Consider the following 25,757-nt stretch of genomic DNA (forward strand, 5'->3'; position numbering starts at 1 on the left):
GTTCTGGTGTGGCAAAGCACTCAAAAACGCCAGGTCATGTTCCCGGTCACGGCTTGAATCCAGGCACTGTCGAATTGACCGGAAATTCGATTGCCCGAAACGTTTTTGGTCTGGTCCACCGGCATGTCGCCAATCCAGATCATGGCCCAGCTGACATTGACGTCGGTGACCTTGTTCAGCGCATAGGTGGCTCCTGTCGCAAGGCGCCAGGATTCAGCCATCGGTACGGTCACGGTGCGATTATGGTCGGACACGGCACTGCTGTCGTAAGCCACGCCGACGTTCCACAGCCATTGCGGTGTGGCCTGGTATTGCGCGCCGAGCGACAGGTGCCAGGTGTCCTTGAAGTGTGCGTCCACCGTGGTTGACTGGGCACCGAGCGCCGTGGTGTCCACCTGCACGGCGATGTCGCCGAACTCCGACCAGTCCTGCCAGTTCACCGAAGCCAGCAAGGCCCATTGTCGGTCGAGTTGCTGGAACAGGCTCAGGGTGACCGTTTGTGGAACGGTCATGTCAAGCTGGGTGTTCCGGCCGTTGAGGCGATCCAGCGCCGGGCCGTTGCCTTTGACATCCAGCCCGTCTTCGAAATCCAGGTCGACCTTGCTGGTGTAGGTCAGGCCAATGCGAGTGCCGGTTTGCGGGGCGTAAATCAACCCGACGTTGGCGCCGAACCCCCAATCTTTATCCTTGTATTTGAACTGGCCGTCCCCGCGGTCGGTAAAGCCGAACGGCGAACGGTCAATCGCGGTCTGGGCCTGGAGCATGCCGTACATGGCTTTTACGCCGAGCCCCACCGACCATTGCTCGTTAAAGCGGTACGCCACGCTGGGCACCAATGACAAACCACCCAGGCTGGCGTTTTGCGCGAAGTAACGCCCGGACCACTCGTTGTCGTAGTTGACCGCCAGGCCGAAGTCGGCGTACTGGCCGAAGCCGACGCTCCAGTGGTCGTCCAGTTCATGGCTGATGAAAAAGCTGCCGCCGGGAATCGGATCGAGGGCATTGCCACTGCCGCTGCCAGGCACATTGGTGTCGGCATCGCGATCGAAGCTCAGGTCGCCATACAGCACCTGCAAGCCACCGGTAATCTGCGTGCCTGGCAGGTAGCTCAGTCCCGCCGGGTTGCTGGCAATAGTCGAAGGACCCTGGGCACGGGCGGCGGCACCGGCATTGGCCAGGCCAACGTTATCGGTGCCGATTTCGTAGAGCATGATACCGCCGGCCCAGGCTTGCTGACTGCACAGGGCCAATAACGTGAAGGCGGGCATTGCACCTGATCTGGTTTGCATGGATTAGATCCCGGCAAGTGTGCATTTTCGAAATAAGGGTAATAGCCATCATCGAGAAACATTGAACCAGCATGGTTCGATCACTCATAAGTGGTAGTTCATATTCTCGATATTGGAAGGGGCGAGATACGAATAAAGTTGCCAGCGCTGCGCGTTTATTGAGAACAGTTATGAGCTATACCCAATATTCCCCCATGCACTTCTTCCACTTTTGGAGGTTGTTTATGAATACCCGCATCGTCCCGTTCGCGCTGCTCATGGCAAGTCTGCTCGGTTGCAGTACCGCTTCAAACCACTCAATGAATTTGCCTCTGGCTGCCACCCACGCCAATGTGGGTCATTCTGGCAACGCCATATTGACCGCCGAAGGCAATCAAACCAATTTTGACTTCTATATCACGGGTGTTCCGAACGGAACCATCCTGCCCCCGCGCATTTACACGTTCATCAATAAAGGCAGTTGCCAGCAACCCGGGCCAGTCGCCTATGCAATGAACGATAAGGTCAATACAAAAAGCGAAGCAGGGTCCAACGGTTGGAGCTTTTACCGTAATGCGCCTGTCGCAACATCAGAGTTGCTTTCCGGAAAATATTCCATCGTCGTACGGACATCACCCGAAGATGGCAGCGTCGATATCTTTTGCGGCGATGTCGCGCAGGCAAAGCACTGAAATGATGCGATGAACAACTGGAACATGTTGTCGGTCGGACAGCTGCTCTGTGAGAAGGAGCTGACACTAACGCCGTGGCTGATCAGCTGCCATAAATGACGGGCGTCCCAAACAGGCGCCCGTCGCTGAGCGGCAAAAACCGCACTAGACTCCCTCGTGCGCCTTAAACCGTACGGGCTCATATAACAAGGGGGAATGATTCTGTATGCAGTACTTAGGCTAATCGCACGGTGGTCGTTGCACCCAGAATCAATGCAGTTGTGCACTTGTCACCGGCCAACATAATGAAACAACGAGGTTGCTGGTATGAATAAGCTATCGGATCGTTTCAAGTTGTCTGTCGTGTTTGCTGCACTGTTGTCATTGAACGGGCTTGCCCACGCCGCTCAAACAGAAAAGACCAATATCCTGTTCATCGTCTCCGATGACACCGGTTATGGCGATTTGGGCCCCTATGGCGGTGGGATCGGGCGCGGCATGCCTACACCCAAAATCGATGAGCTGGCGGCAGAAGGTGTGACGTTCTATTCCTTCTATGCACAGCCAAGTTGCACCCCTGGCCGGGCGGCCATGCAAACCGGGCGCATCCCCAATCGCAGCGGCATGACCACCGTGGCTTTCCAGGGCCAGGGCGGTGGTTTGCCAGCAGCCGAATGGACACTGGCATCCGTGTTGAAGACCGGCGGCTACGACACCTATTTCACTGGGAAATGGCATTTGGGCGAAGCCGACTACGCGCTACCTAATGCCCAGGGTTATGACGTGATGAAGTACGTCGGCCTGTATCACCTGAATGCCTATACCTACGCCGACCCAACGTGGTTTCCCGACATGGATCCGGAAACCCGGGAGATGTTCCAGAAGGTGACCCAAGGCGCGCTGTCGGGCAAGGCCGGCGAAAAGGTGGTTGAAGAATTCAAGGTCAATGGTCAATACGTGGATACGCCTGTCGTGGAGGGTAAACCCGGCGTGGTCGGCATTCCTTTTTTTGATAACTATGTCGAAAAGGCTGCGCTGGAGTTTCTCGACACAGCGGCAAAATCGGACAAGCCGTTTTTCATCAACGTCAACTTCATGAAAGTGCACCAACCGAACTTGCCGGCCCCGGAGTTCGTTCATAAATCGATGTCCAAATCCAAATATGCCGATTCGGTCGTCGAACTCGATACCCATATTGGCCGCATCATGGACAAGCTCAAGGCGCTCGGCCTGGATAAGAACACGCTGGTGGTTTACACCACCGACAACGGGGCCTGGCAGGACGTTTATCCGGATGCCGGTTACACCCCGTTTCGCGGCACCAAAGGCACGGTGCGTGAGGGCGGGAACCGGGTACCGGCCATTGCCGTGTGGCCAGACAAGATCAAGCCGAATACGAAAAACCACGAGATACTCGGTGGCCTGGATTTGATGGCGACTTTCGCCTCAGTGGCTGGAGTGAAGCTGCCCGAGAAGGATCGCGAAGGTCAACCGATCATCTTCGACAGTTACGACATGACGCCAGTACTCACCGGTAGCGCCCCTTCGCCGCGCAAGGAGTGGTTCTACTTTACCGAGAATGAATTGTCCCCGGGCGCGGCCCGTGTCGGGAACTACAAAGCGGTATTCAACCTGCGAGGCGACGATGGCGCACAAACAGGCGGTCTCGCCGTGGACTCGAACCTGGGCTGGAAAGGCGCCCAAAAGTATGTGGCCACCGTGCCGCAGGTTTTTGACTTGTGGCAAGACCCGCAAGAACGCTACGACCTGTTCATGAACAACTTTACCGAGCGGACCTGGACCATGGTGCCGATCTCGGCAGCGATCATGAAGCTGATGAAAACCTACCTTGATTACCCGCCACGCAAATTGCAAAGCATGGGCTATGACGGACCGATCGAGCTGTCGCAATACCAGAAATTCCAATACGTGCGTGATGCGCTGAAAAAAGAAGGCATCAACTTGTCACTGCCTAACGGCAACTGATCAAACCCGCTGAAAAATGGCGGCCTCTCCGGAGGTCGCCACTGTCGAGAGTCGGGCTCTTTAAAAAAAACGTCGAGATAGGCAGGCATTGGCCGGTCGGAGCCCCACTGATGCAATTGGTCGCGATCCCGGTCAGCCGCGAGGCGGCTTGCCTATTATTACTAGACAGAAACGCAAACCACCTTTGACTTTGAGGGCGTGAGTCATGATCTCCAGACTTGAGCTTCGCCACATCATTGAATGTGGTTTTCTGCCTCTTTCTTGCACTTGCACCGCAAATCCGGATGGATCGCTCATGATAAAAGTGATCGACCCGTCAACGGGTCACGTGGAATTGTTGGTCACGGGTGTCAGAACCGAAACACTAACGTCCAGCCGTGCTATCGCGGAGTTGATCAGCGAATTACGAGGTGAAATGCTGGCTTTGAAAACAGAGCTTCCCTGTCAGAACTCTGTTGGCTGACAGCTAATTTAAAGTTTTACGTCCAGCCGAATCAGATTCGGGCCGTCTTGCCGCTCTATGTAAGCGGCGACGCGTTCGCCGATCCGTTGGAAACCGAGATCGACACGGTGTTGATTAAACTTCAGTTCCCGCACCTCTAAACGGTCTATACCAATGGGCAGTCGAGGTTGTCTGACAACTACTCGATAGTCTGAGGCATCGATGGTGATGCCCAGACATGCCTGCAACAGCATAAAAATGGAGCCTGCCGCCCAGGCTTGGGGTAAACAGGCCACCGGGTAGGCAACCGGCGCCTCACCCGGACCGCGCTTGAACCCGCAAAACAGTTCTGGTAACCGCATCCCGAAGAAGGTCGCTGCCTCGAACATTCCGCTCAGGACACGGACAACGCCCAGCTGCTCGCCATACCTGGCCATACCCGCTGCGCACAGGGCTACGTCGTGCGGCCAGACCGAACCGTTGTGATATGACATCGGGTTGAACCGCACGGCTCCGGTTTCGAGTGTTCGAACGCCCCAGCCGTTATAAAAAATACTGGTCAGAAATTGCCGGGCAACGGTTTTCCCCCGTTCTGGCGAAGGTAATCCGGTGAACAGCAGGTGGCCGGCGTTCGAAGCTTTTACCTCACAACGCTTGCCATTACCGTCGAGCGCTATTGCGTAAAATTGCTGATCCTCCATCCAGAAGCACCGCTCGACTGCCTGGCGTAACCTGACTGCGATGTTTTGCCAGCGAACTGCGGCGTGTTCATTGCCTCGTTGTCTGGCCAATGTGCTCATGCTCAAAAATGCACGCCATGCATAACCTTGCACTTCTACCAAAGCGATGGGGCCTTCGGGATTACGGCCATCGCGATGAAAAATAGCATCATGACTGTCTTTCCAGCCTTGATTGGCCAAGCCGGTGACTTCCCCGCGCTGATAGCTGATGAAGCCTTCGGCATTCTTCAACGCATTGCTTTCCATCCAGAGCGTGGCCAATTCCAATGCGGGCCAAAGCGCATCAATGAACGCCAGATCGTTGGTCCGTTTTGCATAGGCTCCGGCCAGCATCACAAACAAAGGCGTCGTATCGACGCCCCCGTAATAGCGCGCAAAGGGTAATTCGTTGAGTTTCGACATTTCTCCCTGACGCGTCTCGTGCATGATCTTTCCTGGTTCGGCATCGCTGAAGGTCGAAACCTCCTTGGCTTGATGAGCCGCCAGGTAGGCGAGCACACCTCGCGCAAGGGACGGATTGAGCCAGAGTGATTGATAAGCGGTGATCACGGCGTCGCGACCAAAAGGCGTGGAGTACCAGGGGACTCCGGCATAGGGATAGGGGCCAGAGGGAAGATCGGCCGTCAGTAAAGCAAGGTCGGCACGAGACTTGTTCACCCATGCCTGGAACAACCGGCCAGAAGCCTTGATGCGCGCGCCTCGTTGCTCTTTCCTGCGCATGGACCGGCAAGCTTGAGCGGCGGCGGACCGGTAGCGTGTCCGCCCGGGCTGGACGATGCTGGAGCCCACTTCAATATAAAGTTCGTGGCTCTGATGAGCGCCGATATAGATCTGGAAACTGGCACTGTCGCCGCTGATGTGTCCTGGAAACTCAGAAAAGCTGATTGCCATGCAACGCTGCTGATTGTCCAATCCCTTGTAATGAAGCACTACGCCTTGTTCGAATATTTCAGGCTCAGAGAAGGTGCCGCGCAGTGGCCGGCTTTGGCCGCGGACCTCGAACATGTCGAGAAAGTCGCCGCAAAACCGCAGGTCGATCGGCAGTTTTCCAGGTTGGTCGCTGTAGTTGAAAAGGCTGATGCACTCGAACATTCGCTCTTCCCATAAAAAGCGTTTGCGCTCGATATGGATGACCCCCCGTGGCGTATCTTCTTCTCCCAGTGCCGGGAGCGGGTGGTTGGTCAAATGGGAACGAAAATAGACATTGTCTTGACTGACCGCTGCGGAGAGCAGCGATGGACGCTGGCCCGCCACGGTCAACTGGTACCTGGATAATAAACGAGTGTCGTGGTGAAACATGCCCACGGCGCCGCCGTCGATATCGCCAAACGCGTTGGCTACCAGGTACGTGTTGTGGTCGACCAGCACAAACAAGTTTTGGGCAATGGGTTCAATTGCGCACTGTTTGGGTTGAGGCTGTTCAGGAACGCTAAATGTTTTTTTCATGGGCTATATCAAGGCACCACGAAATCAAACCCTATCGGTAAGTGTCCGGTAGAGGTCGACATAACGTTGCGCCATCACCTTGGCTGAAAAACGTCTATCGAATACGTCACGTATCACTTGTCGATCAAGCTCAAGCACTTGGCGGGTAGCGAGAACCGCCTCATGTTCGCTATTGATTATGAAGCCGGTTACGCCATGATCAAGCACTTCGGGGACAGATCCGCAGCGCCAGGCGATGACCGGCGTACCACAAGCCATGGCTTCTATCATGACCAGGCCAAAAGGTTCGGGCCAATCGATGGGGAACAGCAGCGCCCTGGCATTACCGAGGAACTCGGCCTTGTCCCCGTCGCCAATCTCTCCGATGAATTCAATACCGGGAAGCGTCAATAAGGGGCGTATCTGCTGTTCGAAGTACTCGCGATCGGCCGCATCGATCTTGGCAGCCATTTTCAACGGCAGCCCGGCAGCGCGGGCAATGCTGATAGCACGGTCAGGACGTTTTTCCGGTGAGATACGCCCTAGAAAGGCGAGGTAAGCACCCGGTCTCGGCTGGAACGTCAAACTGGACTGCGATAAGCCGTGATAAATCGTATCGATCCAATTGGCGCAGGGTAACGGCTGGCGCTGATGTTGCGAGATCGAAACCAGGGGATAGGCAGGCCATCGAGAATAGGTGCCATCCAGGTCCTTGATATCCAGGCGGCCATGAAGGGTAGTCAAGACCTTATGGGCCATATCTTCGAAAAATGGAAAGTGCAATAAATCAATATGAAAGTGCAGCACATCGAACTCGGCCGCTCGATGGCGCAACTCATACAGCAAGTTCAAATGGCTTGCCAATTCTGACTTCAAGGGCGTGCCGTCAAGCCGCAACGCTTGATCCCGGGCGGCGACCAATGTCGCGCATGTACGGGATCCATTCGCAGCGAAGAGGGTGACGTCATGTCCCAGTTCGACCAAAGCATCCGTTAAATGAGCGACTACTCTTTCAGTTCCTCCGTAGAGAAAAGGGGGGACTGATTCGTACAGTGGCGCTATTTGTGCGATTTTCATAACCGCAATCCCCAATCAGTCAACGGTCTTGGCAACATCATGCCGTCACAGTTTTTTCGACCAATCAGGAGAGAAATAGGGTTTAACGCCGCGACAAACGGTTTTATAGATAGACCTATGGGCATGACGGATCTGGTAGCTCCAGCGTCCGCTTTCCACCCGAATCAAATTGCACAATATTAGAGGGAGAATCGGAGCCGCGGCCGGCAAAAGGCAACCGCGGCGACCGATCAATCAGGCGGCGGGGAGCAGGCCTTTCTGTTTGGCGACGTGAATCGCCAGTGCGTCCATCAAGTCCGGGGACAGGCAGTCATAGGGTTCCAGGCCGATCGAGCGCAGGCGCTCGCGAATAGCCTTCATTTGCGCTGGCGGCGTACCGGTTTCGATGATGGAGGACACGAACGCCGCGAATCCCGGCGCAGCCCATCCGCTCTGTGGCGAAAGCTCGGTGTGGACGAAGTCCAGGCCATAAAATGCATGGTCCTTGTTCTCGATGCGCCCGAATAAATGGGCGTGACACTGCTTGCAGGCGTGGCGCTGGATGGTTGCGTTTTCGTCGACAATCTCCAGTTTTTCGCCATGGGCAATGACGCTGACCTTATCTCGTGGCACCACGGCGATGACGGCGAATATCGCGTTTTGCGGTTTCCAGCATTTGCTGCAACCGCACGCGTGGTTATGCAGCGTTTGTGCGTCGATCTTGACCTCGACCTTGTCGGTCGCACACAGGCATTGCAGGGTGCCACCGGCGAAATTCTCGGCGGCGGGTTGGATACCATTGTCCAGTGCGGGGTGAAGTTGCAAGGTGCTCATGCTGGCGTCTCCGTTTCAGGGTGACAGAGTGCCTGGGCCGTGCCCCAGACCGGTAGTTCATCGGAACTCGATGACGGCGCGGCTCGATTTGCCTTCATGCATCAGATCGAACTGCGGCGGATTTTGAAAAGGGCACAGCGCATAAACGAGTGACCTCCTTCGGTGCGACCGGTCGGGTACCCAGATCAAGAATAGTCTGCGATGACGCCTTGAGCGCGGCTTGGGCCTGCGCACGGGGGAGGGACGATAAAAGGCGGGACACAAAAAACGGGCGCCGTCACGGCGCCCGTTTTCATTTATTCCGCTGCTTGAGCCCGCAAGCGTCGGCCGATCACATCCATCAAGTCACAGCCGTCGCGTAACGGAATGGCCAGCAGTTTGGAGAAGTCCGACAACACCACCGTGTATCTACAGGCCGCGTTGACGTAAATGTGCGTGGCTAATCCAGGATGAACAGGTCTCCTTCCACATCCGTATCGCCGTGTTTACGACTCTCCGCCGCAGAGTCGTAGACGATCATCAGAACCTCCCCGGGCTGCTCGCCCGATTGGAACAGACACATGCCTTCAGCGTGATCGTTGCCTTGCCCGAAAGGCACCTCCAGCACCTTCTCCAATTGATCGGTGAAGACCACGCTTTCCTCGTCGGACGCGAAACCGCCGCGCCAGCGGAAGACCGTTACCGGACCGTCCTGCTCCATCGTGGGGCCCGCCAGGATAAGCAGATCGTCACCGCGGGTGCACAGGTCACGCAAGCCCAGCCCATTGAGCGCGAAGAAGTGCTTGCGGTAGCGGCGCCCATCCGGACCGATCTTCTTCAGCACCAGCGTGTCAGTCGAGGCGTCGTTCAGCTCAGGTTCTATCTCCAGCAACACGGCCCAGCCGCGTAGCACCGGTCCACGCAGCCCCAGCAGAAGGCGCGAGCCGATCACCGCCAACCCTTCGATATCGAAGCCGTTGTCCTTACCCGGGATACGCAGGAAGTCGCGTAGCTGAGGATCTTCAGCAATGGCCGCGGTCAGGTCGTTACCGGTTTCGTTGCCCGGCAGTTGCGCCGCTGTACGTCCATCGGCATCCACTTTCCTGGCGAGTACATAGCTGTCGTTCTGTTGCACCACAGGGATGCGGGCCAGCAGAAAACGATTGCCGTCCGCCTCTACCGTCGACAGGCGCTTGATACTCTTCTGTGCAGAAGTGCCGGCCTCGGCTTTCTTTCGCTTCAGGCTATGGGAGCCCACCACCCAAAGGTAGCCACTGTCAGGGACGTAGGCCAAGCCTTCGATATCGATCTCGGCGTCTTGTTTCGGTATGGGCAGATCCAGATAGTCCAGGAGCGCAAACGATTTGTGCTCGTCGCACCTTACGACGCCGCCGGGCGCAGCATCCTGGATTTTCAGGCGTTCCAGGCTCGTGGTTTCGTCGTTCGCCACCCAGAGTGTGTCGTCAATCTGCTGAGCGACCGAAAGGCCATTGCGCAACGACGCAAACGCCGGATCAAAGCTCAACAGCGCAAAACTGCTTCGGTGGCTCATGAGCGGTCTCCTGTTTTTATGGCGCGGCGCGCCGGTTATTCAGAACCGGCTTCTGAACGTGTTCTTGGTCCAGTGCATCCACTCATCCTAGCCGACCTGTGCACCGCTGATGGCTCAGGTCCCTTCGCCGCAAGCAACCAGAATTAGTTCCGTCAACGTTCAAAATAGCCGACCAACGGTAACCCCGGCAGGCACAAAGCCTGCACTAATCACCTCGACGATCATTTGACGTCAATCTACTGCCATACCGTTTTCCTGATCAGCAGACCCAATTGACACAGCTCAATAGCGTCGGTTCGAGCGCAACTGTGGCCGCAACATTCCCCGCATACAGGATTATTGACATGATCGACCTCGCCACCTGGAATTTAAGCATCCCTGAAGGCAGCCCACCGGCCACCATAGAAACGCCTCGACTGGCGCAAGGCTTCAAGGGCCAGTATTTCAGTTCTGAAGCCGCTACCCTTTCTTTCTGGGCACCTGTAACCGGTTCCAGGACGGCCAACGCTATTTACCCGCGCAGCGAGTTGCGGGAAACCTATAGCGATGGAAGGCTACGCAACTGGCAGTATTCAGCGGCGGATAACATTCTGCGGGCGAATCTGAGCGTCAATCAGGTGCCCAGCTCCGGCAAGATCGTGATTGGTCAGATTCACAACAAGGACAGCAACAGTCCCATGGTGAAGCTGGAATACCAATACAAAACGTCGGCTTCGACGGGAAACATTGTCGCCAAGGTGCGCATGCGCGCCGACGATGAAGAGGGCCAGGTCATTACTATTGCGACGGGTGTGCCGCTCGGCCGCAACTTTTCCTACCAGCTCCACCTCAGCCCGAAGGGCGCGCTGGGCATCAGCGCAGCAGGAAACAACTGGAGAACCACCATCGACCCGAGCTGGAAGACCAAGCCACTGTATTTCAAAGCGGGCGCATATGTGCAGGACAACACCGGCTATCCCACCGAGGGTGGAAAAGTGACGTTCAGGATGCTGGAGATACAACACAACAATTAGTCGCTTCTTTAGGTCACTACCGTTGGCACGCCGATCCGAAGGGTGAAAACTTTTGTGGGTTTCCTCGTCGATCGGCTACCAAGTGGCTAGCTTTCAGTGAACTCAACCGCGCGGGCGGCAGATGCCCTCGAAGTCTTTCAAAACCATTGCGTGCGCATACAGGGGGATTGCACCGTTTCGCGATGGGCATCTATCGGCCCAAACCAGCCCCTGATGTATGTTTGTTGTCGCCATTTATTATTGGCACTCATGGAGGATTCTGACTGATGGCACGCGTGGGATTGATACTGACACCCGGTTTTGCGGACTGGGAATACGCTTTCATTGCTGGAACTGCGTCCCCGTTTTACGGGATCGACGTCAGGTTTTTCGCTCCTGTTGCGGGGCAGTTCCGCTCGCAAGGTGGATTGGCTGTAACGGTCGATAGCAGTTTGCAAGAATGTCTGGACTGGAAACCGGACGTTGTTGTCGTCATTGGAGGAATGGTCTGGGAGCGTGCAGAAGCCCCGGATATTCGGGCCTTTCTTCACGCTAGTCGTTCAAGTGGAGCGACAATTGCCGGTATTTGTGGGGGAACGCTGGCACTTGCCAGGGCCGGGCTTCTCGACACGGTTCCTCATACTTCAAACAGCGCTGATTTCTTGAAACAGAATGCCGTAGGTTATGAAGGGGGCACGCTTTATCGAAACAGTCCGGTAGCTGTGGTTGCAGACCGAATCATCACTGCTCCAGGCCCTGCACCCGTTAGTTTCACCTGCGCAGTGTTCGAAGGTGCCGGGCTATCTTCGGAAATCATTTCTCAGTTCAGGTCAATGTTGGCAGCGGAACATCGGTGATCGCTTGGTCGTAAAAACAGCCGATCCGATAAAAGGTGACGGATCTATTTAGCGAAAAAATAAATCTGTCACCTATTGAACGCTGAAACTACTCAAGCGGTTTTTTTGAACTGCGACAGTTTCTCGTACCCCGATTCTACAAACTGTCTTCTTTGTAGATAGACGACTGAAGAAACTCTGCTATCAGCGATGTAATTTGCTGTTGAATCTCCCCGCGCGGGCGAGCGTTGTTGCCATCTCGGCAAATGATGCCATCGCCTGGTACTTCTTCTTCAAGCAATGCCTGCGCGCCAGGTTTGCACATCGACAAGAAACTGAAATGGCTTGCATCGCTGATTTCGACGTAGCGGCTTGATGCCGAAGGCAGGCGTTTGACCAGATTGGCAGACTCCAACTCAGCGGGAAGCTCCTCCGACGGTACGCCGGCAGCGATCACCAGCGCGGGTACCGGCAGCGTTGCCAGGCTTTCATCGGTCATGCCCCGTGAAAGGCCCAGGTCCAAGGTAACCACAGCAGTGACGCGTTTATCGCGCCAATCGGCGGTCAATGCGGCCTTTGATTCCGAGGTGGTTGCGGGGTTTATCTTTGCGTAGACGGTGCAACTTGATAACTGCGGGTGGGCTTTGCAGTCATGGGCGAAGCGGTCTGGATCGAACCGGGCGCCGGCGATTTCCAGGGCGGTCCAGCCGCCGAGTGAATGGCCCACCACCGCAATTCGGTCATTGGCGACCAAGCCGAATTTTTCAGGTTGAGTCGTGACCCCATCAATAGCTCTGCGCAAATCAACGGGCCGCTGCCATAACTGCGCCGCTGCTGGAGGGCTACGGTCATGAGTGGTAGTGCCGGGGTGGTTGATTGCGGCGACGATGTAACCCCTATGAGCCAGAGCACTGGCAAGCCAGATCTGGTTGCTCCAGTTACCTCTGTACCCGTGGGAGAGCACCAACAATGGATGCTTGCCAGCAGCAGGCGGCGCGTCGCGAACGGCAGAAGCCCCGACGAACACTGCATCATCACCAATCATTTGCGTGGCTGCGGTAGTTGCACTGGGGTACCAGACGACCATTTCTAGCGCACGGTCATTGTGCGAGTCCGCCAGTGTGGAAGCGTGGAAGCCGACAGGGTTCTCGTCAGCGAGTGCGAGAGTCGTCAGCCCGGTCAACAACAGGGCGCCAAAAGCTATTTTCAATGCCGTTTCTTCCTTGATTAGACAAGTGCATGGTATGAGTTCAGCGCCCGTTTATAACGCAAGGTGCTCAAAGTTTGTAGCCAATCTGCCGCAACAGGCTCTTGCGCCACAGGATGTCTTCCTCGCCTTCAATGTCACGGGCACAGAAGCCATCCACTACGCCGAGAATCGCTCGCCCTTGCTCCGTCTCGGCGAGAATCACCTCAGTCGGATTGGCCGTTGCACAAAAAATGCGGCACACCTCTGGAACCATTTTGACGGCGTTCAACACGTTTACGGGATAGAAGCCATCGTCGAGGAAAATGATGAAGCTATGGCCTGCGCCAATGGCTGTCGCATTCTTCTGGGCCAGTTCGATCATGGCGGTATCGGTGCCGGACCAGCGCACCAGGCATTTGCCGGAAGCTTCGCAAAAGGCCACGCCAAAGCGGATTCCCGGCACGGCATTGACCAACGCTTCGTGGATGTCCTCGACGGACTTGATGAAGTGCGTCTGCCCCAGAATGAAGTTCGTCGCTTCCGGTTTATCGATTTTCAACGTGCTGAGTTGCATCTCGAACGCCTCCTTCCACGATGTCGTTAATCTTCAGCCTAGCGTGAGAACGAGCCGGACGTTGATCGCCGCTGCGGTTGATACTTGAAAATACAAAAGACCCCGGTGCTGACACAGTGCAGATACATCAGTGCGCTTTCATGGGCCAGCCCCCACTCATAGAGAGAATTGCCATGTACCGCAAACTGCAGCAGGTCGCGAAGTTCCTCAGCCAGAGCGCCCGTTTGATGGTCGGAGTGCCCGATTACGATAACTACGTTGCGCAAATGGCGCTCAATCATCCCGGCGAGCCGGTCATGAGCTATTCAGCGTTTTTTCGAGAGCGTCAGGAGGCCCGTTTCGGCCGTGGAAAATGCAATACCCGTTGCTGCTAGAACTTCGCATAGTTCAACGCATCGACAATGGCCGAGCCGCCGATGCCGGTCAGCATCAGTACCTGATGACCATCTTGCGACGCGATGTCAGTGGCTGTTAAATCAGACAGACCACTTTTAAGGTCAAAAGAAAGCCGCCACCATGCACACCATCGGACTCATCGTTTACCCCGGTTTTCAGGTGTTGGGCCTGGCCATGTGCGCCACGTTCGAGTTGGCCAACATGGCCACCGACGAGCCGGCGTACGACATTGCCTTGCTGTCCGAGCTCGGCGGCACGGTGCAGACTTCCGCCGGTTTTGGCGTGGAAACCACAGCGTTCGACCAGCGCTCGTTCGACACGCTGCTGGTGATGGGCGACAACCTGATCCGCCCGGTATCCCCGGGCATGGTGGCGTTTTTGCGCAACGCCAGTCGGACTACCCGGCGTCTGGGCTCGATCTGCACCGGCGCGATTGCGCTGGCCGAGGCCGGGTTGCTCGACGGTCGGCGGGCGACCACTCACTGGTGTCACGCGCCGGCGCTGCAGAAGGCGTACCCGCAGGTGAAGGTCGAGGAAGACCGGATCTTCATCAATGACGGCAACATCTGGACGGCGGCGGGCATGAGCGCTTGTGTCGATCTGGCATTGGCCCTGGTTGAAGGCGACCTGGGCGCGGAAGTGGCGCGGCGGGTCGCCCGGCAATTGGTGGTGTATCACCGACGCGCGGGAGGGCAGTCGCAGTTTTCGGTAATGCTCGAACTGGAGCCCAAGACCGATCGCATCCAGGCCGCGTTGGCCTATGCCAAGCAGAACCTGAAGTCCGCGCTGTCGGTCGAGGAACTGGCCAGTGCCGCCCACCTCAGCCCCCGGCAATTCAGCCGTGTGTTCCATGCCGAAACCGGGCAATCACCGGCCAAGGCCATCGAAAACCTGCGGGTAGAAGCGGCGCGTCTGATGATGGAAACCGGTCGGCACCCCATCGACGTGGTGGCGACCGATACCGGTTTTGGCGATCGAGAGCGGATGCGTCGGGCGTTTATCCGCGCATTTGGCCAGCCACCACAGGTCATCCAGCGCGCCAATCGCGGTTGATGCCAGTCAGTCAAACGTGACACTGAACCTGTGGCGAGGGAGCTTGCTCCCGCTGGGTCGCGAAGCGGCCCCCTTACCCCAAAAAAGAAGGGGACTGCTGCGCAGTCCAGCGGGAGCAAGCTCCCTCGCCACAGGTTACTCATCGATTGCCGCGAGTGATGCGCGGGATGTCCTAAAAGGTGGCGTATTCGACATTTCGGCCTAAATATTATTGGCGTAATTTTTATCTCGTTGAAGTCCATTCCCTCAATGAGATCACCGCCATGACCCTCGTAAAAGCCGCCGCCGTCCAAATCAGCCCCGTTCTTTACAGCCGTGAAGGCACCGTCGACAAAGTGGTGCAGAAAATTCTCGAACTCGGCGAGCAGGGCGTGCAGTTTGCCGTGTTCCCGGAAACCATCGTGCCTTACTACCCGTACTTCTCGTTCGTTCAGTCGCCTTTCGAAATGGCGGCTGAACACCTCAAACTGCTGGATCAGGCCGTCACTGTTCCTTCGGCTGCCACCGAGGCCATCGGCGCCGCCGCCAGACAGGCCGGCATGGTGGTTTCAATCGGTGTCAATGAACGTGACGGCGGTACGCTGTACAACGCGCAGTTGTTGTTCGACGCCGACGGCAGCCTGATTCAGCATCGGCGCAAGATTTCCCCGACCTATCACGAACGCATGATCTGGGGCATGGGCGACGGCTCAGGCCTGCGCGCCACCGACAGCGCGGTAGGGCGCATCGGCCAGTTGGCGTGTTGGGAACATTACAACCCGCTGGCTCGTTATGCCTTGATGGTTGACGGCGAACAGATCCATGCGGCGATGTATCCAGGATCGTTTGCGGGGCCTTTGTTCGCTTCACAAATGGAAGTCAACATTCGCCAGCATGCATTGGAGGCGGCGTGCTTCGTAGTCAACTCCACCGCTTGGCTGAACCCTGAACAACAGGCACAAATCATGGCCGACACCGGTTGCCCCATCGGCCCGATTTCCGGTGGTTGCTTTACCGCGATCATCAGCCCGGACGGCGTGGTGCTGGGCTCGCTGACCGAAGGCGAAGGCGAAGTGATCGCCGACCTCGACATGGGCCTGATCGATAGGCGCAAACGCATGATGGATTCGCGCGGTCACTACAGCCGCCCGGAATTGTTGAGCCTGTTGATCGACCGTACACCGACGAGCCATGTGCATGAACGCAGTGCACATCCGAAGTTGATGGTGAGCGAGGTGGTAGAAGAAACCAGTCGTTAAGCGGCTGAGACCGTGTCGACCCCATCGCGGGCAAGCCACGCTCCCACAGGGGAAATGCATTCCAATGTGGGAGCGTGCGATGCGATGATCCGACTTGCCCGCGATGGGGCCATTACAGGCGCTAAAAAACTCCGGCCTTACAGTTCCTGACCCAAAAAGATCAACGTATTGCCATGGGCCTCGGCCGCTGCGCGTTGGTTGTAGCTGTCGCGATGCGAGCAGTTGAAGCCATGTTCGGCCTCCGGGTACACGACAATTTCGACGTTATCGTTGTTCTCGAAACGTTCGGCGATCTTTTCCACGGCTTCCAGTGGGATGTGGCTGTCCTGTTCGCCGAAGTGCATCAGCAGCGGCACTTCGATTTCATCGGCGCGGTCCAGCTGATTCTGGATTCCGCCGCCGTAATAGGCGATGGCCACGTCCACCAACCCATTGGCGGCGGTGTGGTACGAGAGCAAACCACCGAAGCAGTAACCAATCGAAGCGATACCGCCGTCCAGCCCCGGTTGGGCTTTCAAGGCGTCGATGGCCAGTTCGATGTCGGTCTGTGCCTTGTCGACGTCGGTGGCGTTCATCAAGTCGACGGCGCGTTTCCAGCCGGCCTCGTCGTAACCCAGTTCGATACGGTGGCCGTTGCGCCAGAACAGGTCCGGTGCAATCACCAGGTAACCGTCGGCAGCGTATTGTTCAGCGACCGAGCGGATGTGTTCATTCACGCCAAAGATTTCCTGGATCAGCACGATCCCCGGGCCTTTGCGGGTATGCGGAATGGCCAGGTAAGCGCCGAATTTGCCGTCAGCGCTGTCGATCTCGATCCATTGGGTGGTCACGCTCATGGTGGTTCCTGTCTTCGCAAGTGAGTGGGGTGAAGGTTACTGGGCTGCGTTGTCTTGAGGCTTGGCAGCGCCTGCATACGTTTCCATCATTCGGCGAAACCGTCCACTGCCAATACCGGTGGCGCTTCAGCGCTTGTCGCGACGCCAGTAGACTCGAGCCAGCAGCGCATCGAGGCTGAGCTTGCCGGCACCCGAGAGCAACAGCGGCATAAAGGCCGCAAGATAGATCAGCGGCAGTTTGAAATTGCCGTGGCCTTTGTTACTGATGGCATAACCCTGAGCAAGCTCACTCAATGTAGACCAATCGGCCGGCCAGTGAACGGCAGCGGTCGCGACGACCGTGACCACGATCAAAATCAACGCCGAGATCCGGGTTCCCAGGCCGACCAGTATGGCCAGGGCACAGATCAGTTCAGCCCACATCGACAGTTCCCAGTTCAGCGTGGCTGGCACGTGGTTGAAGGGGAACGGGAAGTTGTCCTGAATATCGGCGAACCAGTTTTCGCCATTGAATTTTTCCAGGCCTGATTCGAAGAACTCCCAGGCGAGGAACACCCGCAGGGTCAGTGGCGCGATCCAGCTACCGACGCAGTCGAGCTTCAGATGCAAGCCTTTTACGGCCGACGAGAGTGAGGTGGTCATGGAGATCTCCGTTCAGTCAGGGAGGAGGGGCACCGCGGTGCCCCACGCAAAGGGTTACTTGCTGGCGCCGCACTTGCCTTCGCCGCATTTGCCTTCGCCACATTTACCTTCCGCCGGTTTTTCTGCCGAGTCGGCCTGGGCCTGGCTATAGCCGTGGGTCAGTTGTTTCATGCTGAACGCCTCGGACTCAGAGGCTGAAGCCGCGTTGGACACGGCCAGGCCACCAGCGATGATCAGGCCGAGGGTCAAGGAAGAAGTCGAGAGTTTGAACATGGTGATACTCCGTAGCATTGAGTGAGTTGAACGCTTTGATTGGCGCGGCCAATCGACGGGCACAGTTCATCAAGCAGGTGTATCTGCGATGTGTCTTTGGCGAGGGGTTTTAGGGGCGGGGTGTGTCGGCAGGGGCGCTGTACACACTGTGATACGTAACCCTGAAATTTCTCGGCCAACCCGAAATCCTGTAGCAGCTGTCGAGCCCTAGCGAGGCTGCGTTCGGCTGCGAAGCAGCCGTAAACCCAGTGCACGCGATTAACCTGGACTACCGAGCCGCTGGATTTCACGACTGCTTCGCAGCCGAACGCAGCCTCGCTAGGGCTCGACAGCTGCTACAGGGGTAGTGTTTCAGTCGTGCAGATATCGCATGCTCCTGCAGGAAACTGTGATCCAGCACTGACCAGTGGCGTCTAGCGTCTGTGTCCCCGCGATCCCATGGGGCGAGACTTCGGAACCCTGCATGCAAGCGCTGTTGAACGAGATCCTTGACGCAGTTCGTCCCCTGATCGGCCAGGGCAAGGTGGCTGACTATATTCCCGCCCTCGGTATAGTGCCGGCCGATCAGTTGGGCATCGCGGTGTACGGCAATGACGGCGAACTGTATTGCGCCGGCGACGCCCATACGCTGTTCTCGGTGCAGAGTATTTCCAAGGTGTTCAGCCTGGTGCAGGCCATCGAACACTCCGGCGAAACCATTTGGACGCGCCTGGGTCACGAGCCTTCCGGCCAACCGTTCAATTCGCTGGTGCAACTGGAATTCGAACGCGGGCGACCGCGCAATCCCTTCATCAACGCCGGTGCGCTGGTGATCTGCGACATCAACCAGTCACGCTTTGCCGCGCCGGCGCTGTCGATGCGCGACTTTGTCCGTCGGCTGTCCGGCAACCCGCAAGTCATGGTAGATGGCAAGGTCGCCGAGTCGGAATACCAGCATCGCGCGCGCAATGCTGCGATGGCCTACCTGATGCAATCGTTCGGCAATTTTCACAACGATGTCGAAGCGGTGCTGCGCAGTTATTTCAGCCATTGCGCACTGCGCATGAGCTGCGTGGATCTGGCGCGGGCGTTCTGTTTCCTGGCCAACGATGGTTTCTGCAAGCACAGCGGCGAACAGATCCTCACCGCGCGCCAGACCCAGCAAGTCAACTCGATCATGGCCACCAGCGGCCTCTACGATGAAGCCGGCAACTTTGCCTATCGCGTCGGTTTACCGGGCAAGAGCGGCGTGGGCGGGGGAATTGTCGCGGTGGTGCCGGGGCAATTTACCGTGTGCGTCTGGTCGCCGGAGTTGAACACCGCCGGCAACTCCCTCGCGGGCATGGCCGCGCTGGAGCTGCTGAGTCAGCGGATTGGCTGGTCGGTTTTCTAGGCACGGTACTGCCGCTCGACGGCCATCCTGGAAAACCGGAAATGCTTTTAGCGAGGAAACGGGCCGCCGGGTTTTCGATCAGTGGCCAGGCGTGCGGTTAATGACGCTCCAGGGATTTTCCTATACATTTTCCGACCGCCCCCTGCATGGTGAAACCGCTTCATGTCTCTTGCGCTCGAACGTCTAGTCGCTGGCACAGCTATCCCTTTCGCCGGGAATCGTGTCTCTGTGGTCAGCCCCGAATTGGCCGCGCGTTTTCAGCCCGGGGACCATTTGCTGGTGGAGCAGGTCAGCGGCGAATTGTTACTGATTCCGGTAGTCGACCAGCAAGCGGCGGCCATTGCAATCGAGCGGGCGGAAGCGGCTTTCAGCGCAATATCCGCGGTTTCCGATCAAGCCATCAGCGAGTTCTTCGATCGCTTCGCCCAACGCCTGGAAGACCCTGCCTGCTGGGCTTTGATCGAAGCCGCCAACCTGGCCGATATCGAACGAGCCAAGGCCCGCGGGCGCTCCACCACGCGCCTTCTGGCGGATGAACGCATGCGCCGCGACATGATCGCCGGCCTCAGGGCCTGGCGCGATGCGTCGGCTACGCGCGGCAAGGTGGTCAGTTGCGTCGAGCATGACGGCTGGAAAGTCGAGCAAGTGGTTTCTCCGCTGGGCATCGTCGCGTTCGTCTTCGAAGGCCGGCCGAATGTTTTCGCCGACGCCGCCGGTGTGTTGCGCACGGGTAACACAGCGGTGTTGCGAATCGGCAGCGATGCGTTGGGCACGGCGCAAGCCATCGTCACCCACGCGTTGAATCCGGCACTGAGCGACGCAGGGTTGCCTGCCGGCGCGGTGTCGCTGGTAGAAAGCGTCAATCACGCGGCCGGTTGGGCAATGTTCGCCGACCGACGCCTGTCACTGGCGGTGGCCCGTGGTTCGGGGCGCGCCGTCAGCCAGTTGGGCAGCATCGCCCAACAGGCTGGCACCGCCGTCAGCCTGCACGGCACCGGTGGCGCCTGGCTGATCGCCGACAAGGATGCCGATGCCCAGCGCTTTGCCGCGGTAGTGCGCAACTCGCTGGATCGCAAAGTCTGCAACACAATGAATGTCTGCCTGATTCACCGTGACCGTGTCGCAGAATTGTTGCCGCTGTTCCTCGACGCGCTGCAACAGGCCGGCACCGCACGCGGGCAGGGCTGCAAATTGCACATTGTCGAAGGCAGCGAGCAATACCTGCCGACTGATTGGCAGACCGCCAGTGTTGAGGTGTACCGCGCCGAAGGCTATCAGACCGAAGCGTTGGCCGAACCGTTGCCCGAGGACCAGTTGGGCCGCGAGTGGGAATGGGAAGAAACCCCGGAAGTCAGCTTGAAGATTGTCGATGACCTGGATAACGCCATCGCCTTGTTCAATTGTTATAGCCCGCAGTTCACCGTCTCGCTGATCAGTGAAGACGCCGCCGCTCAGGAACGCTTCTACAACGCGGTCAACGCACCTTTTGTCGGCAACGGGATTACCCGCTGGGTCGACGGACAGTACGCACTGAACAAGCCGGAACTGGGGCTTTCGAACTGGGAGAGCGGTCGCCTGTTTGCTCGTAGCGCGATTCTCTCGGGAGATGGGGTGTTCACGATCCGCAGTCGCATGACCCAGACGGATCTGTCGGTCAAACGCTGATCCGGCACCACGATCCCAGTCAACGGCCGCACTATACTTAATGTGCGCCCGTATGGGCGTGGCGAGCACTCGAAACGAATCAGATGTCCATAACGCTCGCCCGAGCGTCAAGGTTGCACCGCCAAGGGACGGGCAGTGCACCAGATGACGGAGAGAGGGTTACACCATGAAACTTCATTCCTTCCAACAATACTCTCATGATCTGGAAAGGGGCGTTCACGACACGTGGATTACCGCCAGGGTGAAGTCAGCCCTGGCAATGGCCGAACCCAGCTTTGGCCTGCAAATCCATGTGAAAACCCATGGGGGGACGGTGGCATTGAGCGGTCGCGTCAACACCCATAAACAGTGTGAGCGGGCGGTTGCTTTGGCCCGTTCGGTTCCGGGGGTTGTCGAAGTGGATGCCAGAGACTTGCTGACTCACGTGTTCACGCCAGGCAGTACTCAACAACCACCCAACGCGGAAGAGGCCCCTGAGAGTCGGCCACAATCGTCAACAAGGATCGACGATAAATAACCCGGTCGATGGTGTCAGTGCAACGCTCCCGTGAGCCGGGAGCGTTGCGTCGATCGCCTGTCTGCCAATCGACACTTCAGGCTGCTGCTTCTATGGATCGGGCTTGAAGGGCGCAGGTGTCCGGATACTCGGCGAGCGCCACAAAACGGTGGCTGTCGGCATCCAGTGCCTCGATGGAACCGGTCTCGATGTCGTAGACCCAACCATGCAAATTCAACAGGCCTTTCTCCTGAGCCAGGCGCACGCTCGGATGCGTCTGGATATTGGCCAGTTGCGCGATGACATTCTCCCGAACCATTGAACTCACCTTCGCCGCTTCATTGGCGTGCGGACGCGATTCGTTGATGACTTTCGCTGACTCGGCGTGTTGCAACCAGCCGCTGACGGCGGGCAAGTGGTCCATGCATGTGCACTTGGCGACGGCGGTCATGGCGCCACAGTCCGAGTGCCCGCAGATCACAATATCGGTGACTCCAAGCACCGCGACCGCATATTCGACCGTAGCCGACACACCGCCGGGGTGAGGGCTGTAGGAGGGCACGATGTTGCCGGCATTGCGGATCACAAACAGTTCACCGGGTTCTTGTTGGGTCAGCAGTTCTGGCACGACACGGCTGTCGGAGCAGGTGATGAACAGCGTGCCCGGATGCTGGGTGGTGGCCAGGTGCTTGAACAGGTCGGTGCGTTGTGGAAAGGCGTCTTTCTGGAACTTCAAAAAACCTTCGATGAGCGCTTTCATGGCGATGTCCTCTACGTGAATCAAATGATTGTTTTGTAGCAGCTGCCGAGCTTGCGAGGCTGCGTTCGAGGACGTAGTCCTCGCCAGATCCAGGCGACTGCTGCGCAGCCGAACGCAGCCTCGCAGGCTCGGCAGCTGCTACAGGGAATCGTGTGTCACAGGTGGAAACTCGACTCGCCTGTCATCCGTTTAGAACGGACGCAGTGGCAGGAACTTGCCGTCGAGGGTGATCACCGCGCGGGAGCCGCCTTCCGGGTCTTCGACTTTTTTCATGTCGAGCTTGAAGTTGATTGCACTGATGATGCCGTCGCCGAATTGCTCATGAACCAGGGCTTTGAGGGTGGTGCCGTAAATCTGGATCATTTCGTAGAAGCGGTAGATGGTCGGGTCGGTCGGGACACCCGAGAGGCTGCCGCGCAACGGGATGATCTGCAGGCGGGCAACGGTGTCGGCGTCCAGGTCCAGCTTCTCGCCAATCACTTTGGCGGCGCTTTCCGGCAGCGGGTGCTGACCGAGCAGGGCGGCAGTGACGTAGGCCAGCCCGAGGCCGGTGCCGTCAGTCAGGTCCTGCCATGACAGGTTTTTGCGCGCTTTTGCATCGAGGATCGACGTGGTCAGGGCCAGGCTTGGGTCGCTGTAGGCGTGGGACTGTTGCATGGTGATTCTCCTGTCGGGAGTGAGGTTGCTTGGGTGTGGAGCCATCTTCTGCCGATCGATCCATAGCGTCCAAGACCGATATACAATGCAGCGCATAAGCACAGCCTATAGATGGTGGTTTCCTCATGCTGCTCCGACATTTGCGCTATTTACTGGCGGTCGCCGACCACGGCGGTTTCACCCGCGCCGCCGAGGCACTTCACGTTTCGCAGCCGACCCTGTCCCAACAGATCCGGCAACTGGAAGAAACCCTGGGCGTCAGCCTGTTCGATCGAACCTCGCGCACGGTGAAACCCACCGATGCGGGAGAGGCCTACATCGAATGTGCTCGTCGGGTGCTGGTGGAACTGGAGGCAGGCAAACGTGCGCTGCATGACGTAAAGGACTTGTCCCGAGGCACCCTGCGACTGGCCATGACCCCAACGTTCATGGCTTACCTGGTGGGGCCGCTGGTGCGCGATTACCTGGCGCGGTATCCGAACATCCATCTACAGATTTTCGAGCTGTCGATGGATGACATCGAGGCGGGGCTGGTGGATGACTCACTGGACATCGCCATCGCGTTTACCCAGGTCAGAAATGCTGACATCGAGTCGATCCCGGCGTTTACCGAGACGTTGGGCGTCATGGTGGGGCGTGATCACCCGTTATACGAAAGCCAGGTCGCGTTGTCCGTGCAAGAGATCGCGCAACTGGAGTTTGCGCTGCTGGCCCCCGACTTCGTTACCCGCACCCGCATTGATGAGTACTTTGCCCAGGAGCAAATCACGCCGAAGGTGGTGATCGAGGTCAATTCGGTGAGTACCTTGCTGGAAGTCATTCGGCACACGGCCATCGCCACCATTCTTCCGGAGCCCATTGCCACCGAGGACCGGGCGTTGCGCAAAATCCCGTTGTTGGGCGAGTCGCCCAAACGAGGGGCCGCGCTGCTTCGACGCAAAAACAACTATCACAGCGCAGCGTCGGTGGCTTTTATGGAGCTGGTATTGGGTGCGGCTGCCGGTGAGTCGACGACGTCAGTCTTCTATTAATTCACACACACCATTGGGCGCCTTGCCCGTGGAGGACACCGTGACCGAGTCGTCATCGGAGAGAGTGATCGAGATGATGACGCCCGAACCCCTGGCTTCGAAACGGCGATCGTCAATGGCTTTGGTCTCGGCTTCCTTGCTATTGATCAACACCGGTCCGTCCTGATCCGCATGAACAATGATGTTGCCGGGGCAGTCAGCATCGAACAACGGCACGCCGGTGACGGTGTTTGCATGGGCAGCACTAGCCATTACGAGTAACAGCAAGCCTGTCAGTTGTATGTTCATCACAAACCTCCAATGATCCAGTGCACACGGTTAACGATAGCGGTGTTTGGTGCGCATGAGGCAAACAAAAAGGCCCCGCTCGATGTAACGAGCGAGGCCTTTTTATGGATGGGGTGTGCAGGTGTCAGTAGAACCGGTCAATCACCCGAACTTCGTTCTGGTTCTGCATCGAGGCCCACGCCTGTTTCAGCGTTTGCAGAACGTTACCGATGAAGTCCTTGTCAGCCGCGGCTTTCTTGCCGACATAGCCTTGGCCGCGACGGTACATCTTCAGTCGGGCGAGCAGGTTCTGGTTGTTCTTGTCGAACTCCGCTTCATGAGCGTGAGGCGACAGGCAGTCGATATGCACCTGGCCCGACTTGCTGATCCACAGAATATGGCTGTCATGGCTGTCTTTTTGCGCAGCGAACAGATGAGCCAGTTCATCGATAGTGGGTTGATTGTTCAGATTCATAGTAAGCCCCTTGACCATTTGGTGATCTTTCAAAGTTGATTCGCTAATACAGGTAGCCCATCGGTTAGTTGATCCCTGGCACCGAAACCAGGACGTCAGCAGTCAGCCGCCAAATTGACGGGGTCCCGCGTCTGTTGCATGTAGTCGTGTTGAATAACTGCTACGCAATAGCGTCACAACGAGGAGAAGCAGCGAAAACCTTCAGGCCACTGCCAACCTTTTAAGGGGTCGGTCACAAGCTTCATGAGGATTGATCGCCAGCGCTTCTCGTCCTTGTACTGGACGTTCAGGCCAGGTCAGCTTCTTCAATCTGCCTTGTGGGCAGCGTGTATCCGGGAAAAACAGCTCGGCGGTCAGACGAGCTTGCTCAAACGTGTTGCCTGTACTCCCGATCGGGGAGACGTCTGCATCATGCAAGGGCAAATCGGAGGCGTCAACGGTTTTGTAGTGATTATTTTTGGTCACTACATATTGTCGGACAAAGTTGTTTGGAATTAAAAAGCGCTAGGGGAACGCGCCAGTCAGGACGATGGCAGCGATGTCTGGAATCGGTAAACGGTGCAGGGATAACCGTCTACCGGCTGCTGATGCAGGGTGAACTCGCCATGGGTGAGATCAGGCAGGACCCGAGCCCAGAACCGCTGCGCAGGTTGATTCACGTCGAGGTGGAAAATTTGCCATTGACCGGGGAACCGGCTCAAGAGGGCGGAAACGACAAACTTCGCGACGCCTTGGCCACGAAAGCGTCGACTGACAAAGAAGTAGCCGATGTTGTACTCGGCGCCGGGAACTTGGGTTTCATCATCCACCGTCACGAAACCGGCCAATCCTCCATTAACCTTGATCAAAAACGGCCGGGTGGCGGGGTTGCGCCAGTAGCCCGGTTTGGGCTGAGCGTTGAAGAAGCCATGCTCACCGAGCTTCAGCGGCAGCCACTCGCTGAAGTCATACAGGTAGAACTGCATCAGGTTTTCAATCGTTTCCAGTTCGTCGCGCTGTGCGGCGTGCAGTTCAATCAAGGGCTGGCTGCTGATTGTCGCCATGATCGTACC

Annotated in this window: 27 protein-coding genes; 12 read left to right on the forward strand and 15 right to left on the reverse strand. The window is 57.4% G+C overall.

The annotated features are described in order from the left end of the window. Window positions 1-20 precede the first annotated feature (20 nt). Complete coding sequence (locus tag AC3WP4_RS08090) at window positions 21-1,289, reverse strand: OmpP1/FadL family transporter (RefSeq protein ID WP_102616432.1); 1,269 nt, start codon at window positions 1,287-1,289, stop codon at window positions 21-23. A gap of 224 nt (window positions 1,290-1,513) precedes the next feature. Between AC3WP4_RS08090 and AC3WP4_RS08095 the strand changes: the two genes are divergently transcribed. The 3 genes from AC3WP4_RS08095 (at window position 1,514) to AC3WP4_RS08105 (ending at window position 4,388) form a co-directional block, all read left to right on the forward strand. After that, a complete protein-coding gene (locus AC3WP4_RS08095) occupies window positions 1,514-1,960 on the forward strand; it encodes a hypothetical protein (protein ID WP_102616444.1) in 447 nt (148 codons plus the stop codon). A 306-nt stretch (window positions 1,961-2,266) separates the two neighbouring features. After that, window positions 2,267-3,925 (forward strand): arylsulfatase, encoded by a 1,659-nt coding sequence (locus AC3WP4_RS08100; protein WP_102616433.1) that lies wholly within the window; start codon window positions 2,267-2,269, stop codon window positions 3,923-3,925. Window positions 3,926-4,130: 205 nt separating this feature from the next. Then, window positions 4,131-4,388, forward strand: coding sequence for a DUF1652 domain-containing protein (locus tag AC3WP4_RS08105; protein ID WP_074875896.1), 258 nt, complete (start codon window positions 4,131-4,133; stop codon window positions 4,386-4,388). Window positions 4,389-4,396: 8 nt separating this feature from the next. Here AC3WP4_RS08105 and AC3WP4_RS08110 read toward each other — a convergent pair whose 3' ends face one another. From AC3WP4_RS08110 to AC3WP4_RS08125, 4 genes are all read right to left on the reverse strand, one after another. Next, a complete protein-coding gene (locus AC3WP4_RS08110) occupies window positions 4,397-6,553 on the reverse strand; it encodes an amylo-alpha-1,6-glucosidase (RefSeq protein WP_102616434.1) in 2,157 nt (718 codons plus the stop codon). A gap of 24 nt (window positions 6,554-6,577) precedes the next feature. Beyond that, a complete protein-coding gene (locus AC3WP4_RS08115; protein WP_074875898.1) occupies window positions 6,578-7,609 on the reverse strand; it encodes a glycosyltransferase family 4 protein in 1,032 nt (343 codons plus the stop codon). A 234-nt stretch (window positions 7,610-7,843) separates the two neighbouring features. Further along, window positions 7,844-8,422 carry an S-(hydroxymethyl)glutathione synthase gene (gene gfa, locus AC3WP4_RS08120; RefSeq protein ID WP_074875900.1) on the reverse strand — a complete coding sequence of 193 codons (579 nt, stop codon included), beginning with the start codon at window positions 8,420-8,422 and terminating at the stop codon, window positions 7,844-7,846. 439 nt (window positions 8,423-8,861) lie between these two features. Next, complete coding sequence (locus AC3WP4_RS08125) at window positions 8,862-9,953, reverse strand: DUF3616 domain-containing protein (protein WP_102616435.1); 1,092 nt, start codon at window positions 9,951-9,953, stop codon at window positions 8,862-8,864. A gap of 344 nt (window positions 9,954-10,297) precedes the next feature. Between AC3WP4_RS08125 and AC3WP4_RS08130 the strand changes: the two genes are divergently transcribed. Both AC3WP4_RS08130 and AC3WP4_RS08135 read left to right on the forward strand, forming a co-directional pair. After that, window positions 10,298-10,966 carry a polysaccharide lyase family 7 protein gene (locus AC3WP4_RS08130; RefSeq protein ID WP_102616436.1) on the forward strand — a complete coding sequence of 223 codons (669 nt, stop codon included), beginning with the start codon at window positions 10,298-10,300 and terminating at the stop codon, window positions 10,964-10,966. A gap of 266 nt (window positions 10,967-11,232) precedes the next feature. Beyond that, window positions 11,233-11,802 carry a DJ-1/PfpI family protein gene (locus AC3WP4_RS08135; RefSeq protein ID WP_102616437.1) on the forward strand — a complete coding sequence of 190 codons (570 nt, stop codon included), beginning with the start codon at window positions 11,233-11,235 and terminating at the stop codon, window positions 11,800-11,802. A gap of 136 nt (window positions 11,803-11,938) precedes the next feature. On the opposite strand, the gene AC3WP4_RS08140 is transcribed toward AC3WP4_RS08135, so the two are convergent. Continuing rightward, window positions 11,939-12,991: an alpha/beta hydrolase family protein gene (locus tag AC3WP4_RS08140; RefSeq protein ID WP_074875908.1), complete on the reverse strand. Its 1,053-nt coding sequence runs from the start codon at window positions 12,989-12,991 to the stop codon at window positions 11,939-11,941. A gap of 67 nt (window positions 12,992-13,058) precedes the next feature. Next, on the reverse strand, window positions 13,059-13,544 hold the full coding sequence (locus AC3WP4_RS08145) for an adenosine-specific kinase (protein WP_102616438.1): 486 nt from the start codon (window positions 13,542-13,544) through the stop codon (window positions 13,059-13,061). Window positions 13,545-13,717: 173 nt separating this feature from the next. Here AC3WP4_RS08145 and AC3WP4_RS08150 point away from each other — a divergent pair, with 173 nt between their 5' ends. The 3 genes from AC3WP4_RS08150 (at window position 13,718) to AC3WP4_RS08160 (ending at window position 16,231) form a co-directional block, all read left to right on the forward strand. Further along, window positions 13,718-13,918: a YbdD/YjiX family protein gene (locus AC3WP4_RS08150; protein WP_074875912.1), complete on the forward strand. Its 201-nt coding sequence runs from the start codon at window positions 13,718-13,720 to the stop codon at window positions 13,916-13,918. Window positions 13,919-14,060: 142 nt separating this feature from the next. Beyond that, the gene (locus AC3WP4_RS08155; RefSeq protein WP_102616439.1) at window positions 14,061-14,993 is read left to right on the forward strand and encodes a GlxA family transcriptional regulator; all 933 of its coding nucleotides are present in this window, start codon (window positions 14,061-14,063) and stop codon (window positions 14,991-14,993) included. A 263-nt stretch (window positions 14,994-15,256) separates the two neighbouring features. Continuing rightward, window positions 15,257-16,231, forward strand: a complete 975-nt coding sequence (locus tag AC3WP4_RS08160) for a nitrilase-related carbon-nitrogen hydrolase (RefSeq protein WP_102616440.1) — start codon at window positions 15,257-15,259, stop codon at window positions 16,229-16,231. A gap of 137 nt (window positions 16,232-16,368) precedes the next feature. Here AC3WP4_RS08160 and AC3WP4_RS08165 read toward each other — a convergent pair whose 3' ends face one another. The 3 genes from AC3WP4_RS08165 to AC3WP4_RS08175 all read right to left on the reverse strand — a co-directional run bounded on the left by AC3WP4_RS08165 (window position 16,369) and on the right by AC3WP4_RS08175 (window position 17,982). Further along, window positions 16,369-17,067, reverse strand: coding sequence for a dienelactone hydrolase family protein (locus tag AC3WP4_RS08165; RefSeq protein ID WP_102616441.1), 699 nt, complete (start codon window positions 17,065-17,067; stop codon window positions 16,369-16,371). Between the two features lie 126 nt (window positions 17,068-17,193). Next, window positions 17,194-17,709, reverse strand: a complete 516-nt coding sequence (locus tag AC3WP4_RS08170; RefSeq protein WP_102616442.1) for an HvfX family Cu-binding RiPP maturation protein — start codon at window positions 17,707-17,709, stop codon at window positions 17,194-17,196. A gap of 54 nt (window positions 17,710-17,763) precedes the next feature. Continuing rightward, the gene (locus AC3WP4_RS08175; RefSeq protein WP_076031394.1) at window positions 17,764-17,982 is read right to left on the reverse strand and encodes an HvfA family oxazolone/thioamide-modified RiPP metallophore; all 219 of its coding nucleotides are present in this window, start codon (window positions 17,980-17,982) and stop codon (window positions 17,764-17,766) included. Between the two features lie 463 nt (window positions 17,983-18,445). Between AC3WP4_RS08175 and glsB the strand changes: the two genes are divergently transcribed. The 3 genes from glsB to AC3WP4_RS08190 all read left to right on the forward strand — a co-directional run bounded on the left by glsB (window position 18,446) and on the right by AC3WP4_RS08190 (window position 21,536). After that, window positions 18,446-19,354, forward strand: coding sequence for a glutaminase B (glsB, locus tag AC3WP4_RS08180; protein WP_102616522.1), 909 nt, complete (start codon window positions 18,446-18,448; stop codon window positions 19,352-19,354). 162 nt (window positions 19,355-19,516) lie between these two features. Continuing rightward, complete coding sequence (locus AC3WP4_RS08185) at window positions 19,517-21,019, forward strand: aldehyde dehydrogenase family protein (RefSeq protein WP_102616523.1); 1,503 nt, start codon at window positions 19,517-19,519, stop codon at window positions 21,017-21,019. Window positions 21,020-21,185: 166 nt separating this feature from the next. Beyond that, window positions 21,186-21,536: a BON domain-containing protein gene (locus AC3WP4_RS08190; protein WP_074875927.1), complete on the forward strand. Its 351-nt coding sequence runs from the start codon at window positions 21,186-21,188 to the stop codon at window positions 21,534-21,536. Window positions 21,537-21,612: 76 nt separating this feature from the next. Here the strand turns inward: AC3WP4_RS08190 and AC3WP4_RS08195 are convergent, their stop codons facing one another. Both AC3WP4_RS08195 and cynS read right to left on the reverse strand, forming a co-directional pair. After that, complete coding sequence (locus tag AC3WP4_RS08195) at window positions 21,613-22,275, reverse strand: carbonic anhydrase (protein ID WP_074875929.1); 663 nt, start codon at window positions 22,273-22,275, stop codon at window positions 21,613-21,615. A gap of 189 nt (window positions 22,276-22,464) precedes the next feature. Beyond that, window positions 22,465-22,932, reverse strand: a complete 468-nt coding sequence (gene cynS, locus AC3WP4_RS08200) for a cyanase (protein WP_074875931.1) — start codon at window positions 22,930-22,932, stop codon at window positions 22,465-22,467. 125 nt (window positions 22,933-23,057) lie between these two features. Between cynS and cynR the strand changes: the two genes are divergently transcribed. Further along, window positions 23,058-23,963, forward strand: coding sequence for a transcriptional regulator CynR (cynR, locus tag AC3WP4_RS08205; protein ID WP_102616524.1), 906 nt, complete (start codon window positions 23,058-23,060; stop codon window positions 23,961-23,963). Here cynR and AC3WP4_RS08210 read toward each other — a convergent pair. The 3 genes from AC3WP4_RS08210 to AC3WP4_RS08220 all read right to left on the reverse strand — a co-directional run bounded on the left by AC3WP4_RS08210 (window position 23,949) and on the right by AC3WP4_RS08220 (window position 25,748). Next, window positions 23,949-24,251 carry a hypothetical protein gene (locus tag AC3WP4_RS08210; RefSeq protein ID WP_074875934.1) on the reverse strand — a complete coding sequence of 101 codons (303 nt, stop codon included), beginning with the start codon at window positions 24,249-24,251 and terminating at the stop codon, window positions 23,949-23,951. The two genes, cynR and AC3WP4_RS08210, sit on opposite strands and share 15 nt — an antisense overlap. Window positions 24,252-24,375: 124 nt before the next feature. After that, complete coding sequence (locus AC3WP4_RS08215; protein ID WP_074875936.1) at window positions 24,376-24,705, reverse strand: hypothetical protein; 330 nt, start codon at window positions 24,703-24,705, stop codon at window positions 24,376-24,378. Window positions 24,706-25,226: 521 nt separating this feature from the next. After that, on the reverse strand, window positions 25,227-25,748 hold the full coding sequence (locus AC3WP4_RS08220) for a GNAT family N-acetyltransferase (RefSeq protein ID WP_102616525.1): 522 nt from the start codon (window positions 25,746-25,748) through the stop codon (window positions 25,227-25,229). Between the last annotated feature and the right edge of the window lie 9 nt (window positions 25,749-25,757).

The organism is Pseudomonas sp. FW305-20 (genome assembly GCF_058788075.1).

Excerpts from the sequence above, each read along its gene's own strand:
- AC3WP4_RS08145 (WP_102616438.1), bottom strand. The coding sequence starts at position 13,544 with ATGCAACTCAGCACGTTGAAAATCGATAAACCGGAAGCGACGAACTTC.
- AC3WP4_RS08155 (WP_102616439.1), top strand. The coding sequence starts at position 14,061 with ATGCACACCATCGGACTCATCGTTTACCCCGGTTTTCAGGTGTTGGGC.
- AC3WP4_RS08210 (WP_074875934.1), bottom strand. The coding sequence starts at position 24,251 with ATGAACATACAACTGACAGGCTTGCTGTTACTCGTAATGGCTAGTGCT.
- AC3WP4_RS08165 (WP_102616441.1), bottom strand. The coding sequence starts at position 17,067 with ATGAGCGTGACCACCCAATGGATCGAGATCGACAGCGCTGACGGCAAA.
- gfa (WP_074875900.1), bottom strand. The coding sequence starts at position 8,422 with ATGAGCACCTTGCAACTTCACCCCGCACTGGACAATGGTATCCAACCC.
- AC3WP4_RS08115 (WP_074875898.1), bottom strand. The coding sequence starts at position 7,609 with ATGAAAATCGCACAAATAGCGCCACTGTACGAATCAGTCCCCCCTTTT.
- AC3WP4_RS08110 (WP_102616434.1), bottom strand. The coding sequence starts at position 6,553 with ATGAAAAAAACATTTAGCGTTCCTGAACAGCCTCAACCCAAACAGTGC.
- AC3WP4_RS08105 (WP_074875896.1), top strand. The coding sequence starts at position 4,131 with ATGATCTCCAGACTTGAGCTTCGCCACATCATTGAATGTGGTTTTCTG.
- AC3WP4_RS08090 (WP_102616432.1), bottom strand. The coding sequence starts at position 1,289 with ATGCAAACCAGATCAGGTGCAATGCCCGCCTTCACGTTATTGGCCCTG.
- AC3WP4_RS08160 (WP_102616440.1), top strand. The coding sequence starts at position 15,257 with ATGACCCTCGTAAAAGCCGCCGCCGTCCAAATCAGCCCCGTTCTTTAC.
- AC3WP4_RS08220 (WP_102616525.1), bottom strand. The coding sequence starts at position 25,748 with ATGGCGACAATCAGCAGCCAGCCCTTGATTGAACTGCACGCCGCACAG.
- AC3WP4_RS08095 (WP_102616444.1), top strand. The coding sequence starts at position 1,514 with ATGAATACCCGCATCGTCCCGTTCGCGCTGCTCATGGCAAGTCTGCTC.
- AC3WP4_RS08190 (WP_074875927.1), top strand. The coding sequence starts at position 21,186 with ATGAAACTTCATTCCTTCCAACAATACTCTCATGATCTGGAAAGGGGC.
- cynS (WP_074875931.1), bottom strand. The coding sequence starts at position 22,932 with ATGCAACAGTCCCACGCCTACAGCGACCCAAGCCTGGCCCTGACCACG.
- AC3WP4_RS08150 (WP_074875912.1), top strand. The coding sequence starts at position 13,718 with ATGTACCGCAAACTGCAGCAGGTCGCGAAGTTCCTCAGCCAGAGCGCC.
- AC3WP4_RS08175 (WP_076031394.1), bottom strand. The coding sequence starts at position 17,982 with ATGTTCAAACTCTCGACTTCTTCCTTGACCCTCGGCCTGATCATCGCT.
- AC3WP4_RS08100 (WP_102616433.1), top strand. The coding sequence starts at position 2,267 with ATGAATAAGCTATCGGATCGTTTCAAGTTGTCTGTCGTGTTTGCTGCA.
- AC3WP4_RS08130 (WP_102616436.1), top strand. The coding sequence starts at position 10,298 with ATGATCGACCTCGCCACCTGGAATTTAAGCATCCCTGAAGGCAGCCCA.
- AC3WP4_RS08170 (WP_102616442.1), bottom strand. The coding sequence starts at position 17,709 with ATGACCACCTCACTCTCGTCGGCCGTAAAAGGCTTGCATCTGAAGCTC.
- cynR (WP_102616524.1), top strand. The coding sequence starts at position 23,058 with ATGCTGCTCCGACATTTGCGCTATTTACTGGCGGTCGCCGACCACGGC.
- AC3WP4_RS08135 (WP_102616437.1), top strand. The coding sequence starts at position 11,233 with ATGGCACGCGTGGGATTGATACTGACACCCGGTTTTGCGGACTGGGAA.
- AC3WP4_RS08215 (WP_074875936.1), bottom strand. The coding sequence starts at position 24,705 with ATGAATCTGAACAATCAACCCACTATCGATGAACTGGCTCATCTGTTC.
- AC3WP4_RS08125 (WP_102616435.1), bottom strand. The coding sequence starts at position 9,953 with ATGAGCCACCGAAGCAGTTTTGCGCTGTTGAGCTTTGATCCGGCGTTT.
- AC3WP4_RS08185 (WP_102616523.1), top strand. The coding sequence starts at position 19,517 with ATGTCTCTTGCGCTCGAACGTCTAGTCGCTGGCACAGCTATCCCTTTC.
- AC3WP4_RS08195 (WP_074875929.1), bottom strand. The coding sequence starts at position 22,275 with ATGAAAGCGCTCATCGAAGGTTTTTTGAAGTTCCAGAAAGACGCCTTT.
- glsB (WP_102616522.1), top strand. The coding sequence starts at position 18,446 with ATGCAAGCGCTGTTGAACGAGATCCTTGACGCAGTTCGTCCCCTGATC.